Raw genomic sequence first — 15,870 nt, forward strand, 5'->3', positions numbered from 1 at the left:
CTTAGGCGGATCGAATGACCAGCTTCGGAGCCGAGTCCAGAGCGGCACCCTCACACAATCCGGCACACACACCTATCGTCTGCCCGGCGCACCAACCGGGCCATCAGCGCGACTTGCCGCACTGCTCCTCGACATCGGGGGCGATGTCTGGGCGAGCGGCCCAACAGCCGCCGCCCTCCACGGATTTGACGGGTTCGACCTCCGTGCACCGTTCGATGTCACGACCGAACGACATCGAAACGTCCGGCGGATCGGTCAGCGAATCCACACGACCACTGCGCTGCCGCTCATCGATCGGAGCCGGGTCGCTGAACTGGCCGTCACGAGCGGGGCACGGACCGTTGTCGACCTCGCACGAACCGAAACTCCGGAACGACTCGTCGCGGCGTACGACTCAGGCCTTCGAGACGGCAAGTTCAGCGAGGGGCTCTTGCACCGACGGATCGTCGCACTGGCAACACAGGGAAGGTATGGGATCCCCAAGCTGCTCGACGCGATCAACTCGTTCGAGTTCGGTCGAGGCGGACACAGCTGGCTCGAACGAGAATTTCTCCGACTTGTCGATGCCGCGGCGATGCCGCGGCCAGACACACAACAGGTCCTCACTCGAGCCCGCGACCGAGTCGTCCGCGTCGACTTCCGATTTCCGGGGACCGACATCGTTGTCGAGGTCTTGGGCCATCGATACCACCGCACGACGGAGCAAATCGCACGCGACGCCGCCCGGATGAACGCTCTTGTCGACGACGGGTTCCGGGTGTATCAGTTCACGTATCGCAATGTCGTTGACGAGGCCGACGCCGTGCTCGGCCGGCTTGCTGCAGCCCTCGCCCGGTCGTCATAGGTAGGTGACTCGTCCCAGGTTTGTGTGAGGGATTGCAGGAAACGACGCTGCAATCGCTCACACAGAAACCGGGGCGCTCGCTTGTGTGAGCAATTCAGGTCATCGGCCACGGCGACGCGGAAGGATTCTTTTGGGGATCCGGAGGGTGACGACCGAGAGAGCCAAAATCACGGGGTAGATCTCGAGGCGGCCGAGGAGCATCTGCAACGTCGCAATCCATCGGCCCGCCGGTGGAATCACCGTGAAGTCGCCAGTGTGGTCAAGGAGGCCGAGGCCAGGGCCAACGTTGCCAAGCGCGGTCGCCGACGCAGAGAACGAGGTAATCAAGTCCGGGCCTGTCGCGGCGATGGCGAACGATCCGCCACCGAAGATCACCAGCGCCAGCAGCAAGAACCCAACGACCTTGCCAGCAACGTCATCTGACAACGAGGCATTGCCGACGCGGACTGGTCGAACCAGCTTCGGGTGGAGATGCTTCAGCGCCTCGCGATGGGCGAAGCTCGCTACGGCCATTACGCGCAGCAGCTTGATACCACCAGCGGTCGAGCCGGCCATGGCCCCGAGTGGCAATGCGATCAGCAGCAACGATTGCGCCGTCTGGCTCCACAGGCCGTATTCGGTAGCCACATAGCCGGTCGTGGTCACCGTCGACGCAGTAGTGAACAGCGCATCGCGGAAACCGGTTGATTGACCACCGTTGTTCCCCGAGGTCACGAACGCCCAGACCGTGATGGCGCCGACGAACGCGAGATAGACGTGAAACTCGGTGGAACGCAGGAGTGGCTTGACGTTGCCGCGCAACGCACGCCAGTACAGCGTGAAACTTCCGCCAGCCAACAGCATGCCGACGATACAGATCCATTCAAGTAGGGCCGATTCGAAGTGCCCGAACGAAGCCTGGTAAGGAGAGAAACCACCGGTCGAGACCGTCGTGAAGGAATGACTCACGGCGTCGTACATGCTCATCCCGGCGGCGAAGTATGCAACAGCCATCAGCACGGTGAAGCCGACGTAGACCGCCCAGAGCCGGCGCGCTGTTTCGCGGACTCGCGGGGTGAGTCGCTCGCCAGTGGGGCCCGGCGCTTCCGCTTCGAGCAGGCTCATGCCGCCCGATCCAACCGTCGGCAGCACGGCGACGACGAGCACGATGACGCCCATCCCGCCCATCCACTGCGTCATCGACCTCCAGAAGAGCAGGCCCTTTGATGTGGCCTCAATGTCGGGGGTGACCGTTGCACCGGTGGTCGTAAATCCGGACATGGCTTCGAACAGCGCATCGTCGATGCGGGTGAAGTGGCCCGTGACAAGGTACGGGATGGCGCCGACAGCGGCAATGGTCACCCACGCGATGGTGACGGTGGTGAACACGTCGAGCACGCGGATCTGCTTGGGGGCGACAGAGCTCTGCCACATGACCGCCCCGACGATCGACGTGATGATGCCGGTGAGCAGGAGTGCAAAGACATCCGGACCGCCATCGATTGCGTCGACAATGGCAGAAGCGACGATGCCGACCCCAACAACGGTGAGCGTGAGGCCGACGACGTTCAGTAGGAGCGAAGCTCGTCGCTTCTGCGTAAACAGCCGCTCGCCGCGCTCACCAAAAACCGAGACTCGCGGGTTCAGCAGAGCGTGGGCGTCAGGCCGATGAATCCGATGCGAACCCTGCGGTTCGAAGTTGCTCACCGATGGTCCGTCCCACAGGTGAACGCCTTGCGCAGCGCAGGCAGCGAATCAGGGCGAGCAAAGACCACGACGTTGTCCCCCGCATGGAGGATGGTGTTGCCGCGCACGATGCGACCGGCTTCTCCGGGACGGATGACCGCACCGAGCACGATCGAGTGCGGCAGATGCAACTCGGCAACCACGGCACCGTCTGCCTGGGAGTCGGCTTCGATCTCGATCTCGTCGACCTCAATGTCGCTCTCGAGAAAGGTCGCCACCGATGCGGTTCCGCCGCGCACGTGGCGCAGCACAGCGTTGGCCGATGCAGTGCGCGGGCTCAGGGCAGCGTCGATGCCGAATTGGCGCACCAGTGGCAGCAGGCTGAGCCGATGAATCACGGCAACCGTGAACGTGTTTCGACCGGTCGCCGCGAAGGCGCACGCGAGCACGTTGGCCGCATCATCACCCGTGGCCGCGATGACGAGGTCCTTGTCGGTGATCGACTCCTCGCTCAGCATGTCGGTGTCTTCAATGTTGCCTTGCACCACCGTGACGCGCGGCAGCTTCTCGCTCAGCACGCGGGCGCGCTCAAGGTCGTGTTCGACAAGGACGACGTCGGCCCCGGCCGCTTCGAGTCGCTCGGCAACGCGGGTCCCAACGGCTCCGCCACCGAGCACCATCACGCGCTTGGCGCGTTGGTGTGACGCTCCGAGCAATTCGAGGATCTCGTTGCGGCTCTGCCGGTTGGTGAGCACTCGAACGTGGTCGCCAGCCTCGAGGCGCTGATCGCCTCGAGGAATGACGGTCTCTCCGTTACGCGTCAGCGCCCCGAAAAGAAAACGCCAGTCGGGCTCGAACGATGCGCCGATCTCGGCAAGCGTGCTTCCCGCCAACGCGGCGCCCTCACCGATCGTGCAGCCAAGGACGAGCAGGTCGCCTCCGGACATCTGGTACACCTCGTCGGCGCCCGATGCCTGGGTGAGTTCCATGATCTCGTCGGCGGTGTCAGCATCGGGGTCAATGACCACATCAGCCCGCATGATCTCGCGGAGCCGTGCACCGGCCGGACCACGGAGTTCCTCAGTCTGGATGCGGACGACGGTCTGCGGGACACCCGCTTCTTTCGCCAAAAGCGACGCAATGAGATTGACCTCGTCGTTCTGCGTGACACCAGCGAGGAGGTCGGCTCGATCAATACGTGCGGCCTTCATCGTGGACGGCAATGTGGCGCTACCGACGACGACCTGGACGTCGAGTTGGGCAGCGATCGCCGACGCAATCGCCTCGTTCTGCTCGATGACGACAACGTCGTGGCCCTCGGCCCCGAGCCGTTGTGCGAGGTACCAGCCGACCTCGCCGGCGCCGACGATCACGACATGCATCTCGTCAGCCTGCCTGATCGCGGACGTCGGCGCGCAACATTCGCCAGAATCGTTTGCTTCAGCTCAGCTATTGATCAGCTATTGATCTGACCGAGCCACGCCTCGACGCGCTTTTTGTTGACCCCAAGATCGCTCTTGCCGAGGCGCGATCGGGAAAAGACCGCCAGGGTGCTATTGGCTGCATCGATCTCGATGAACTTCACCGAGACATAGTCCGGAAAGCCGAACAGGCGACTGGTCTGCACGTAGGTGACGTGACCTTCGGCTGCCGAGCCACCGACGACCTCACTGCCAGCGCCGCGGGCGATGGCGTCGAACTTGACTGCCAGATCGGCGGCAGAAAGCGCGAAAGTGGGGGCCGCCGCGTCCGCTTCCGTCGTGCCATCGGGCCCGACTCGATACGAGTTCGGCGTGCTCGGCTTCGCTGCGACGAGCGGATCGACGTGCCAGATCGCCGCATCATGGTCGAGCCGACGAATCATGATTGCCGCGACCGCTAGCGCAGTAATAAGGAGGCCAACGATGATCAGAACGATTCGCATAAGCCGATCATGCCTGATTTCCATGCCCCTCTCCCACTCCCCTCACCCACTCCCCCTCACCCACTCCCCTCACCCACTCCCGTCACCCTTCATCGTCACATCTCTCGCGCTGGTGTCCGAATCAGATGAGGACGTCAGCATTTTCCAGGTCTCACAACGACGGGCGATGCGCGCTACGTAATCAACGCCCTCATGTATTCCCAGAACTTGCCGAAAACCTGTCACGGGGCTCAACCTGGCACCGTGACAGGTCGCCGATAGAGTTACCGCACAGGTTCCGAGCGCTGTTTCGCATCCCGCAGACGGCGCTCATTGAGGGGCCCCTGAACGAAAGGGCAGCAGATGTTCGAACGATTTACCGACCGAGCACGACGAGTCGTCGTGCTCGCGCAGGAAGAAGCCCGGCTGCTCAACCACAGCTACATCGGCACCGAGCACATCCTGCTCGGCCTCATCCACGAGGGTGAAGGCGTCGCTGCCAAAGCACTCGAGTCGCTGGGCATCAGCCTCGAAGCCGTACGCAGCCAGGTCGAAGAGATCATCGGTCAAGGCGGCTCGTCGCCGTCAGGCCACATCCCCTTCACGCCGCGCGCGAAGAAAGTCCTTGAACTGTCGTTGCGCGAAGCCCTGCAGCTCGGCCACAACTACATCGGCACCGAGCACATCCTGCTCGGCCTCATCCGCGAGGGTGAAGGCGTTGCCGCACAGGTGCTCGTCAAGCTCGGCGCCGACCTCTCCCGCGTTCGCCAACAGGTCATCCAGCTGCTGTCCGGTTACCAGGGGCCCGCCGGTTCCACCGGTGGCAGCAGCTCTGGCTCCGGCCGTTCCGAAAGCGGGCAGCCCGCATCGGGTGTCGGCGCAGGCAACAAGGAAGGCGGCGATGAGAAGGGCGGCAACTCTCAGATCCTCGATCAGTTCGGCCGGAACCTCACCGAAGCTGCGCGCAACGGTGAACTCGACCCGGTGATCGGTCGCTCGAAGGAACTCGAACGCGTGATGCAGATCCTCTCGCGTCGCACCAAGAACAACCCGGTACTCATCGGTGAACCCGGCGTCGGCAAGACCGCCATCGTCGAGGGCCTCGCCCAGAAGATTGTCAACAACGACGTCCCTGACACGCTTGCCGGCAAGCAGCTGTACACACTTGACCTCGGCTCCCTCGTCGCTGGTTCGCGTTACCGCGGCGACTTTGAAGAGCGTTTGAAGAAGGTCCTCAAAGAGATCAAGTCGCGCGGCGACATCTTGCTGTTCATCGATGAGATTCACACTCTCGTGGGTGCCGGTGCTGCCGAAGGAGCGATCGACGCGGCGTCGATCCTCAAGCCGATGCTCGCTCGTGGTGAACTCCAGACCATTGGTGCCACCACGACGGACGAGTACCGCAAGCACGTCGAAAAAGATGCCGCACTCGAGCGTCGGTTCCAGCCGGTCAAGGTCGAAGAGCCGTCGTTGGCGCACACGATCGAGATCCTCAAGGGCATCCGCGACCAGTACGAGTCGCACCACCGAGTCACCATCACCGACCAAGCCCTCGTTGCTGCAGCCAACCTCGCCGACCGGTACATCAGTGACCGCTTCCTTCCTGACAAGGCGATCGACCTCATCGACGAGGCCGGTTCACGCCTGCGCATCAAGCGCATGGCCACACCGCCCGATCTTCGCGAGCTCGAGCAGAAGCTGACCGACGTACAAGACGCCAAGAAGACCGCTGTCGAAGAGCAGCAGTTTGAAGAGGCCGGCCGTCTGCGCGATGAAGAGAAGAAGCTTCTCGAAGAGAAGGCCGAAAAAGAGACCGAGGTCAAGGCCTCCGGTGTCGACCTGTTCGACGAGGTCGATGAAGAAGCCGTGGCCGAAGTGCTCGCACTCTGGACCGGCATCCCCGTCTACCGGCTGACCGAAGAAGAGACCGAGCGTCTCTTGAGGATGGAAGACGAGCTGCACAAGCGGATCATCGGCCAGGAGAACGCTGTGGCCGCCGTGTCGCAGTCGATCCGTCGTACCCGTGCCGGCCTCAAGGACCCCAAGCGTCCGTCGGGGTCATTCATCTTCCTCGGCCCCACCGGCGTCGGCAAAACCGAGCTCGCCAAGACACTCACTGAATTCCTGTTCGGTGACGACGACGCGCTGATCACCCTCGACATGTCCGAGTACATGGAGAAGCACACGGTCAGCCGTCTCGTCGGTTCGCCTCCCGGTTATGTCGGGTACGAAGACGGCGGTCAGCTCACCGAAGCGGTGCGTCGCAAGCCGTTCTCCGTTGTCCTGTTCGACGAGATCGAAAAAGCCCACCCTGATGTGTTCAACACGCTCCTCCAAATTTTGGAAGAGGGTCGTCTCACCGATAGCCAAGGTCGCAGCGTCGACTTCCGCAACACCGTGCTGATCATGACCTCGAACCTCGGCACCCAGGACCTCCGCAAGGCCAACCTCGGCTTCACCACCGACGACTCCGCCATGAGCTACGAGCGCATGAAGGAGAAGGTCAACGACAGCCTGAAGAATCACTTCCGGCCAGAGTTCCTCAACCGCATCGACGAGACCATTGTCTTCCACGAGCTCTCAAGGAGCGAAGTGCTCCAGATGGTTGACCTGCAGTTGGTCCGCCTCACCGGACAGCTCGAGAGCCAGGGTCTGGGCATCGAGGTCAAGCAGTCCGCCAAGGAACTCCTCGCCGAATTGGGTTACGACCCGCAGCTTGGTGGTCGCCCGCTGCGTCGTGCAATCCAGCGCCACATCGAAGACTCGCTGTCCGAGAAGATCCTGTACAAAGAGTTCGCGGCAGGAGAAATCATCGTCGTCGACACTGCCGACGATCCCGAGAAAGAGGGCAAAAAGAAGTTCACCTTCACGGCCGTCGAGGGCTTCGTGCCCGCAGCGTCGGTCGAGCTCGAAATGACGACGACCGAAAAGCCGGCCGCACCACCCGAGGGCCAACTGCCACCGCCTGAAGCAGCCGAGTGATCCCAGCGATCTGCTCAGCGATCTACTAATCGAACGCCCCGTCGGTTCGCCGTCGGGGCGTTCATCGTTTTCGGTCCATGGGCAGCTCTTGCCACCCTTCCAGCGCGGCCGCCCGACATACTGGCGAATGTGATTCGGCGGCTGATGGCACTTCTGGCACTCGTCGTCGCACTCACTGCGTGCCAGCTCGACGTGACCGTTGACGTGGTCGTTGATCCCGACGGGACCGGCCAGATCGCGGTGACCATCGTGGCCGACCAGGAGATCCTCGATCAGATTCCAACGCTTGCGGATGATCTCGTCCTCGACGACGTGATCGAAGCTGGCTGGTCCATTGACGGGCCGCGTGCTCCAGACGATGGAGCAGGCGGGCTCTTCCTCCAGATGACGCACCCCTTCCGCTCGCAGGGCGAGGCAACCAACCTGCTGCAGTCCCTCGGCCCGCCCTTCGCCCAAATGGAAGTCGGTCGCGGCCTCAACGGTGACGTCACCACGAACCAGCTCCGCGGTCGACTCGTGCTTGTCGACGGGTTCAACGCGTTCGCCGACGCCGACCTGGTCGCCGCAATCGGATCACAGCCGTTCGCCGCGCAGATCGCCGCCGCTGGGGCGACGCCAGCAGAGAACATGTCCGTCACGGTTCGAGCCTCCCTGCCCGGTGTCTTGGAGAGCGACACAACGAACGTCGAGCCGAACCAAGATGGCATCCTCGAGTGGGCGGTCCCGCTCGACGGGACTGCACTCCAATGGCAGGCCGAGACCACGCAGCAGCCCGGCGAAGGTCAGCGTTGGGCACGCCCGCTGTCAATCGCCGCGCTTGTCGCTCTCATTGGCTGGGTTGGGTTCATGGGGCTGTTCATCATCTACGTGGCCTTCGCCCGCTTCCGCCGAGCCCGCGCCTACAAGCATCGCCACCTCGGCCACCACTGAATCTCCGTCCGGGTTGCCCGGGCGATTCTGGTACCCAGGCTTTTTGTGTGAGCGATTCCAGCAACCGACGCCGCTTCAGCTCACACAAACCGGGGCTTGGCGTTCTGTGACACCTCATCTCTAGGGTGGCACCCATGGCCAAGTTGAGCGGCAAGATCCGCATTGTCTACGCGTGCAGCGAGTGCGGTTCATCGTATCCCAAGTGGTCGGGCCAGTGCGGCAGTTGTGGTGACTGGAACACCCTCGCGGAAGAAATCGAAGGCCCCGGCGACGCCCTCAAGGCTCCCCCGCCACCGACGAATCGACCGGGCCCGATGCTCATTGGCGATGTGGGCACCGAAGCCGGCCAGCCGAGGTCGACCCAGATCGACGAACTCGACAGAGTGTTGGGCGGAGGCATTGTGCCCGGTGCCGTCGTGTTGCTCGGCGGCGAGCCCGGCATCGGCAAGAGCACGCTCCTCCTCCAGCTCCTCGCATCGTGGGACGGGCCAACGCTGTACGTCAGCGCCGAGGAGAGCGCCCAGCAGGTGCGCCTCCGCGCTGAGCGGCTCGATGCAGTTCGACCGCAACTCTGGCTCCATGCCGAGACATCGCTGCCACACATCCTCGAATCAATCGAAGAGACCAAGCCGGAGCTGGTCGTCATCGACTCCATTCAAACCGTCTTTGACCCCTCGCTCGGTTCGATGCCCGGCAGTGTCGGGCAGGTCCGCGGTTGCGCACAGCGACTCGTCAACGTGGCCAAGGAACGCGATATCGCCATTGTGCTCGTTGGGCACGTCACGAAGGACGGCGGCTTAGCCGGGCCCCGAGTCCTCGAACACGTTGTCGACACTGTTCTCCAATTCGAAGGCGACAAACATCATGCGCTCCGGCTGCTGCGAGCCTCCAAGCACCGGTTCGGCCCCACCAACGAACTCGGCATCTTTGAGATGGCAGGCATCGGCCTGATCGGCGTGCCTGATCCATCGACGATGTTCCTCTCCGACCGCCGGACCGGCATTCCGGGTTCGGCCGTCGTCCCGACGATGGAAGGGCAGCGCCCGATCGTGGTCGAGGTCCAGGCACTGACCTCGCCGGGCGTTCCAGGCGTGCCATCTCGACGGAGCGCACTGGGCCTCGACGGCGCACGCCTGTCGATGCTGATGGCCGTACTCGGGCGCCGCGCTCGGCTCCCCGTTGGTGAGAACGACGTCTATGCGTCCACCGCGGGCGGCGTGAAGCTCGTCGAGCCAGGCCTCGACCTCGGCGTCTGCCTCGCAGTGGTCAGTGCACTTCGCAACAAACCGATGCCTGCTGACGTCGCGGTGTTCGGCGAAGTGGGCCTCGGCGGCGAACTCCGTCAGGTCGGTCAAGCTGCTCGTCGGCTCACCGAAGCCGCGCGCCTTGGATTCTCCCGCGTGGTCGTTCCCGCCAATTCACCCGACGGCGACGGCGACATCCGCGTCATCCGCGCCAAGACGCTCAGCGAAGCCATCGCGGCAGTCGGCCTCAACGGAGAAGCTTGATCGTCTGACGCCAACTTGCTTCCCCCAAATCCGATTCACCGCGCGGCAATTGACAGAAACATGTGACCCCATCTCGCGTAAGCTGAACTTGTGGAGTATCGGTACGGAGGGGCAAACGAGAAGATGCGCAATGCTCTCGCTCGCGTCTCCCCTGGCACTCCGCTGCGCGACGGCATCGACCGCGTCGTGCGAGCAAAAGCTGGCGCGCTGCTGGTCCTGAGCGACGAACCCGACGTTCTGTCGATCTGCTCGGGCGGGTTCCTCGTCGACGCCCCGTACAGCCCGCAGCGGCTGTCCGAATTGGCGAAAATGGACGGCGCAATCATCATTTCGTCCGAGGGCGGGCGAATCGCACGAGCCAACGTCCACCTCGTCCCCGACCCCACTGTCCCGACCAGCGAGACCGGCACCCGCCACCGCACGGCCGAGCGCGTCGCCCGTTCACTCGACGTCCCCGTGGTCTCGGCCAGCGAAGAGATGGGCGTGATCAATGTCTACGCAGGTGGCGAGAAGCGTCAGCTGCAAGAAGTCGGCCACTTACTCGAGCGCGCCAACCAGGCGCTGCAAACTCTCGAGCGCTACAAGACCAAGCTCGACGACGGCATCAACAACCTGACGGCCGTCGAAGTCGAAGATGTTGCCACGTTGCGCGACGTGGTTGCGGTTGTCCAGCGGGGCGAAATGGTCCATCGCGTCGCCGACGAGATCGAGACGATGATCATCGAACTCGGTATCGACGCTCGACTATTGCGCCTCCAGCTCGACGAACTGTACGACGAGATCGACGATGAACTCGACCTCGTCGTCGCTGACTACCTGCCCGCTAACAGGTCAGCCGAGCAGGCCATGTCAGACATGTCCAAGCTGTCGGACGACGACGTACTCAACCTGCGTGTGACTGCCGAGGTCCTCGGCCGCGCCGGCGACAACGACGACCTCACCCAGGAAGTCGCCCCGAAGGGCCTGCGATTCCTGCGCCGCGTCAAGCGACTCGACTCCAACGTTGCCGACGCCGTCGCCAACCACTTCGGTGGCTTGGCAAAAATGCAGCGAGCAACCCTCGACGACCTGATGTCGGTAGAGGGTGTCGATGAGGCGATGGCGCGCAGCGTTCGCGACACGCTCACTCGCATCACCGAGTCGACAATCCTCGACCAGTACTGAAGCCAGAGTTCCGAGTCAGGTCACGGTCAGGGGTTCTCGCTGGTCACGGTCGGCAGGATCTGATCCCACAACGCGTCGTCTTCGAAGCCGAGCGCCCACAGCGACACGCCGTTCAATTGGTACGCACGTGCCAGATCCATCCGGAGGCGGACGCCATCCCCGTCGACGTAGTGGACTCGACGGCCCTGAACGCACGTGGTCGTTCCATCGGTCACCTCGAGGTCGTAGTCGAAGGTCCACTCGCCGGTCTCGGGTACAGCGATAGGCGTCGCTCCCCGCAGCGCGATCAGCTCGTCGACAGAGCGAGCCGTGACACTTGTGCGACCCTGCAATTCCGACGCCGGGCAGAGGCCTGACTCGCCGACTGGCCAGTTCCGTCCGTATGCCGCGAGCCCGAGCACGAGTTTGTCAGGCTGTCCCGTCGCCGCGATTGCGCCGAGGATCGAGCGCTCGACGAACTCGAGTGGAGCGATCGGCCCCGGGTTCACCACCGAGAAGTCATAGGCCATGATGCGGATGCGATCGACATGCGGCGCAATGGCCCCGTAATCGTAAACCCAGAAGCCACTGGCTGCAGTTTGGCCTGCGTCGTAGACCGGCGGAATGCTGACCGTCAGCGTTCGACCTTCGGCACGGAGCGCTGCGCCGAGTTCGGTGATGAACGCCACCCAGTTCGGGCGAGTCACTGCCCAGGTGCTTCTGCCGTCGGCAAAGGCGAACTGTTCGTAGTCGATGTCGATGCCAGCGAAATCATCGCTCGCCGCGAACTCGACGATGGCGTCGACGTGCACAGCGCGTGTGGCTGGGTCAGCCAAGATCGCGGCCATCTCACCAGCAGGCAACGCGTCGACGATCGATGGCACGACGTTCGCCCCCGCCTTGTCGGCGATGGCCATGAACTGCTCGATGCCCTCGTCACGCGCATTTCGGTCAATCTCGATCGTGGCAACGCCAGTTGCGTTGAACCAGAACGGCGAGATGTCTCGAAGCGACCCGACACGCTGCTCAAACTCGGGCAGCGAGTCATCGAGCGCCCAGTAAGGCGCCCAGGCGTCGAGCGGAATATCCGGCTTCGGCGCGGGAAGCGGCGCCGGCCGAGTGGCGGCGAAGACTGCACCCCCGAGCACAACGACGAGCACAGCCCCGAGCGCGACCAACGCCGAACGACGACGTGCTGAAGCAGCGGGTGTTTCAGCTGCCGTCGGCGTGTCGTCAAGCGTCATTGCATGCAATCGAAGTGTTCGAGCAGATCTGCGGGAAATCGTTGTCAGCCAACGAGAGCGCGTAGATCGTTGACGGTGACGCCGACCAGTGTGTCGCGAATCGTGAGGTTCTGAGCAGGATCGAGTTGGACGACATGGGGGACGCCAAGCGTCGCACACCCGGCAGCCAGAGCTGAGGCAACACCAGTACGCGAGTCCTCAATCGCGACACACGCTCCAAGGTCGACGCCTAGCCCCCGTGCCGCCGCTTCGTACGGTTCGGGGTGCGGCTTACCGTGGGTCACTTCGTCACCGGTGATGGTGACTTCGAACGACCCATCGGGGCAAGCAGTCAGGATGGCCTGCGCAAAACGACGCCACGACATCGTCACGAGGGCGCAGCGGATGCCGGCTGACTTGCACTCTGCGAGCAGTTCTCGCGCCCCAGGTCGCCACGGCAACTCAGCCTGGACGCGCTCAATGACGCCGTCCATCAGACGATTGACGAGAGCCACCGGCTCCATGTCGACGCCTGCAGCACGCAGCACCGCTGCCGAAACGAACAGGTCAGATCCGATGAGATCCTTCGCCTGAGCGTCCGACCAGGTGCCCCCGTGTTCCTCGACGAGGCGCTGCTCGCACTCGATCCAGTACGGCTCACTGTCGACGAGTGTCCCGTCCATGTCCCAGAGCACAGCGGCCAATTCCGTCATGCCCGAGAGTCTGCCAGCACATTTCGTTTGCGTCGAAGAATCCGCGTCGTACCCAACGGGAAGTTCGACGCAAACGGAATTTTCGCGATCAGTTTCTGAAGATCGTGATTTTGTCTTCGCCGATGGCCTCGCGGCGCTCGGGGTCATCGATGCCGAGGCCTTCACCGGGTGCGAGGCACAGGATGCCAAGTTTTCCTTCGGCCTTGTTGTGGTGGACGGCCAGCGATGCTTCACCGACTCCGTCGAGTGTGTAGGTATCGGTCAGGAGCGGCTGGATTTTTCCTTCGCAGAGCAGCTTGTTGGCGGCCCATGACTCGGCGTAGTTGGCAAAGTGCGACGAGAGGAGCTTCTTCAGCTTCATCCAGAAGTGCCGGTTGTCGAACTCGACCATGTAACCCGAGGTGGCGGCACAGGTGACGATCGTGCCGCCGCGCTTGGCCGCGAAGACCGAGGCGCCCATCGTGGAGCGACCGGGGTGCTCGAACACGATGTCGACGTCTTCACCGTTGTTCAGCCCGCGGATGTCTTTGCCGAACCGCCGCCATTCCGACTCGTCTTGCGTGTGCTCGTCAGACCAGAACTGGTAGTTCGCGGCCCGGCGGTCGATGACTGCCTCGCAACCCATTCGGTTGAGGATCTCGGCACGCTCGGGTGTCGACACGACACCGATCGGTGTACCGCCGCCGTTGAGGACGTACTGCACGGCGTAACCGCCAATGCCGCCCGTGGCGCCCCAGATCAGGACGCTGTCCCCCTGCTTCATCCGTGCGCCGTTGTCGCTGACCAACATCCGGTACGACGTGGCGCTGCAGAGCCCATTGACCGCGGATTCTTCCCACGAGAGGTGGGTTGGCTTCGGCATGAGCTGGTTGGCCTTGACCACCGAGAGGTCAGCGAGCGCACCGAAGTTGGTCTCGAAGCCCCAGATCTTTTGGTTCGATGCAAGCATCGAATCGTTATGCGCCGACGGATCTTGGTCGTCGACGTAGTTGCACTGCACGGTGACCTTGTCACCGGGCTTCCAGTTGCGGACGGCCGAGCCGATGCGCAGCACGACGCCTGACGCGTCGGAGCCGACGATGTGCTCGTCACGCTGGTGGCGCTTGGCCCATTCGGATTCGCGAGCGAGGCGGTCGAGGAAGCCAAAGGTGGGCATCGGCTCGAAAATCGACGTCCAGACGGTGTTGAAGTTGATGCTCGACGCCATGACCGCGATGTACACCTCGTCGGGGGCCAGATCAGGCGTGCGCACTTCGTCGATGTGGAGTGACTTGCGGGGGTCTTTGTCCCACGAATCAAGGCCTTCGAACATGTCAGCTTCGTCGCGCTTGACGAAACATGCCCGGTAGCTCTCCGGAATCGGGATATTGGCGATGTCGTCGCTGCTGGCGCCGGACTGAATTGCGTCGAGAAACTGCTCCATGCGTCGAGACGTTACCGATCGGTAACCGCCCGTTCCAAGGCGCGCGCCAATCCTGTTGTCCTTGCCCAAAACTTGGGTACCTCATTCTCCCCGAACAAATCAAGCAAACGGCGACAGGCCCGGCTGGTGGCGGGCTGGTGGCGGGCTGGTGCTCGGTTTTGCTCTCCTCACGGAGCGCGCGCCTATCCTTCACACATGGCTGCAAATAACTCCGTCATTGTCGCTGGTGCGCGCACCCCGATCGGGAAGATGAGCGGCGCGTTGGCGTCGTTCTCGGCCGCAGATCTCGGTGGTTTCGCGATCAGCGCAGCGCTCGAACGCTCCGGCGTCTCCCCCGAAGAGGTCGACCACGTCATCATGGGCCAGGTGCTCATGGCCGGCCAGGGCCAAGTACCCGCCCGTCAGGCTGCGTCGAAGGCTGGCATCCCGATGAGCGTCCCGTCGGTCAACATCAACAAGGTCTGCCTCTCAGGCCTCAACTCGATTTACCTCGCCAACCAAATGATCGCCACTGGCGAAGCTGACATCGTCGTCGCCGGCGGCATGGAGTCGATGAGCAACGCCCCATATCTCGCCGACGGGGCTCGCAGCGGCTTCCGCTACGGCAACACCGAACTGCGTGATGCAATCATCGCCGACGGCCTCTGGTGTGCCTTCGACGCGTGCCTCATGGGACTCGGCACCGATCGCTACACGGGCGACAGCATCACCCGCGAGCAGCAAGACGAGTTCGCTGCCCGCTCCAACGAACTCGCCGCCGAAGCCATCAAGGCCGGCCGCCTCGCTGACGAGATCGTTCCGGTCTGGGTCCCACAGCGCAAGGGCGACCCGATCCTCGTCGAGCACGACGAAGGTGTGCGGCCCGGAACCACCGTCGAGAGCCTCGCCGCGATGCGCCCGGCGTTCGACAAGGACGGCACGATCACAGCCGCCAACGCATCGCAGCTCTCCGATGGCGGCAGCGCCATGGTGCTGATGAGTCAGGCCGAGGCCGAGCGCCGCGGCGTGAGCCCGCTCGGCGAGTTCGTGTCGTACGGCATGGTCGCCGGCCCGGACAGCGCCTCACTCCTGCATCAGCCCAGCCGAGCCGCGATGCTCGCCGCCAAGAAGGCTGGCATCGCCATTGCCGATCTCGACCTCTTCGAGCTGAACGAGGCCTTCGCCGCTGTGGGCATCGCGTCGACGGCCGAACTCGGGATCGACCCCAACAAGGTGAACGTCAACGGCGGCGCAATCGCCCTCGGCCACCCGATCGGCATGAGCGGCAACCGCCTGGCGCTCACACTGCTCCACGAGCTCAAGCGTCGTGGCGGCGGCGTCGGCGTTGCCTCGCTGTGCGGCGGCGGCGGCCAGGGTGACGCAGCCATTCTGCGCACCCTCTGATATCTCGCGGGGACCTCGGTCGCTGCAATTGACGAACGCCTCAGCCCTCAGCGGACTGAGGCGTTCGGCGTTTTCGACCACGACCGACTCGTCGGCGCGGTGTCGCTCGGCCAGTCCGTTGTTCAGTCCGTTGTTCAGTCCGTTGTTCAGTCC

12 protein-coding genes are annotated in these 15,870 nt (G+C 63.4%); 6 read left to right on the forward strand and 6 right to left on the reverse strand.

Annotated features, from left to right (window positions below):
* Positions 1 to 844, forward strand: an 844-nt coding sequence (locus ACH2EI_RS17995; RefSeq protein ID WP_395161038.1) for a DUF559 domain-containing protein, incomplete at its 5' end; no start/stop codon positions are given.
* A gap of 99 nt (positions 845 to 943) precedes the next feature.
* Here ACH2EI_RS17995 and ACH2EI_RS18000 read toward each other — a convergent pair.
* The 3 genes from ACH2EI_RS18000 to ACH2EI_RS18010 form a co-directional block, all read right to left on the reverse strand.
* Positions 944 to 2,530 (reverse strand): TrkH family potassium uptake protein, encoded by a 1,587-nt coding sequence (locus ACH2EI_RS18000; protein ID WP_395156291.1) that lies wholly within the window; start codon positions 2,528 to 2,530, stop codon positions 944 to 946.
* The gene (gene trkA, locus ACH2EI_RS18005) at positions 2,527 to 3,891 is read right to left on the reverse strand and encodes a Trk system potassium transporter TrkA (RefSeq protein ID WP_395156293.1); all 1,365 of its coding nucleotides are present in this window, start codon (positions 3,889 to 3,891) and stop codon (positions 2,527 to 2,529) included. Before trkA ends, ACH2EI_RS18000 begins: the two co-directional genes overlap by 4 nt.
* 74 nt (positions 3,892 to 3,965) lie before the next feature.
* Complete coding sequence (locus ACH2EI_RS18010) at positions 3,966 to 4,433, reverse strand: DUF1499 domain-containing protein (protein ID WP_395161040.1); 468 nt, start codon at positions 4,431 to 4,433, stop codon at positions 3,966 to 3,968.
* Between the two features lie 342 nt (positions 4,434 to 4,775).
* On the opposite strand from ACH2EI_RS18010, the gene ACH2EI_RS18015 reads away from it, so the two are divergent.
* The 4 genes from ACH2EI_RS18015 (at position 4,776) to disA (ending at position 10,996) form a co-directional block, all read left to right on the forward strand.
* Positions 4,776 to 7,394 carry an ATP-dependent Clp protease ATP-binding subunit gene (locus tag ACH2EI_RS18015; protein ID WP_395152471.1) on the forward strand — a complete coding sequence of 873 codons (2,619 nt, stop codon included), beginning with the start codon at positions 4,776 to 4,778 and terminating at the stop codon, positions 7,392 to 7,394.
* 144 nt (positions 7,395 to 7,538) lie between these two features.
* The gene (locus tag ACH2EI_RS18020) at positions 7,539 to 8,324 is read left to right on the forward strand and encodes a hypothetical protein (protein ID WP_395161042.1); all 786 of its coding nucleotides are present in this window, start codon (positions 7,539 to 7,541) and stop codon (positions 8,322 to 8,324) included.
* Positions 8,325 to 8,458: 134 nt separating this feature from the next.
* Entirely contained in the window at positions 8,459 to 9,832 is a 1,374-nt protein-coding gene (gene radA / locus ACH2EI_RS18025) for a DNA repair protein RadA (protein WP_395152469.1), read from the forward strand.
* A 123-nt stretch (positions 9,833 to 9,955) separates the two neighbouring features.
* On the forward strand, positions 9,956 to 10,996 hold the full coding sequence (gene disA, locus ACH2EI_RS18030) for a DNA integrity scanning diadenylate cyclase DisA (RefSeq protein WP_395152472.1): 1,041 nt from the start codon (positions 9,956 to 9,958) through the stop codon (positions 10,994 to 10,996).
* Between the two features lie 26 nt (positions 10,997 to 11,022).
* Here disA and ACH2EI_RS18035 read toward each other — a convergent pair whose 3' ends face one another.
* The 3 genes from ACH2EI_RS18035 to ccrA all read right to left on the reverse strand — a co-directional run bounded on the left by ACH2EI_RS18035 (position 11,023) and on the right by ccrA (position 14,334).
* The gene (locus ACH2EI_RS18035; protein WP_395152468.1) at positions 11,023 to 12,219 is read right to left on the reverse strand and encodes a glycosyl hydrolase family 18 protein; all 1,197 of its coding nucleotides are present in this window, start codon (positions 12,217 to 12,219) and stop codon (positions 11,023 to 11,025) included.
* Positions 12,220 to 12,263: 44 nt separating this feature from the next.
* Positions 12,264 to 12,911 carry an HAD family hydrolase gene (locus tag ACH2EI_RS18040; RefSeq protein ID WP_395152467.1) on the reverse strand — a complete coding sequence of 216 codons (648 nt, stop codon included), beginning with the start codon at positions 12,909 to 12,911 and terminating at the stop codon, positions 12,264 to 12,266.
* 88 nt (positions 12,912 to 12,999) lie between these two features.
* Positions 13,000 to 14,334, reverse strand: coding sequence for a crotonyl-CoA carboxylase/reductase (gene ccrA, locus ACH2EI_RS18045; protein WP_395152466.1), 1,335 nt, complete (start codon positions 14,332 to 14,334; stop codon positions 13,000 to 13,002).
* A gap of 195 nt (positions 14,335 to 14,529) precedes the next feature.
* Here ccrA and ACH2EI_RS18050 point away from each other — a divergent pair, with 195 nt between their 5' ends.
* Positions 14,530 to 15,717, forward strand: coding sequence for an acetyl-CoA C-acetyltransferase (locus ACH2EI_RS18050; protein WP_395152465.1), 1,188 nt, complete (start codon positions 14,530 to 14,532; stop codon positions 15,715 to 15,717).
* Positions 15,718 to 15,870: the final 153 nt, after the last annotated feature.

The sequence above is a fragment of the Ilumatobacter sp. genome, from assembly GCF_041688325.1.
Taxonomy (GTDB): Bacteria; Actinomycetota; Acidimicrobiia; order Acidimicrobiales; family Ilumatobacteraceae; genus Ilumatobacter_A.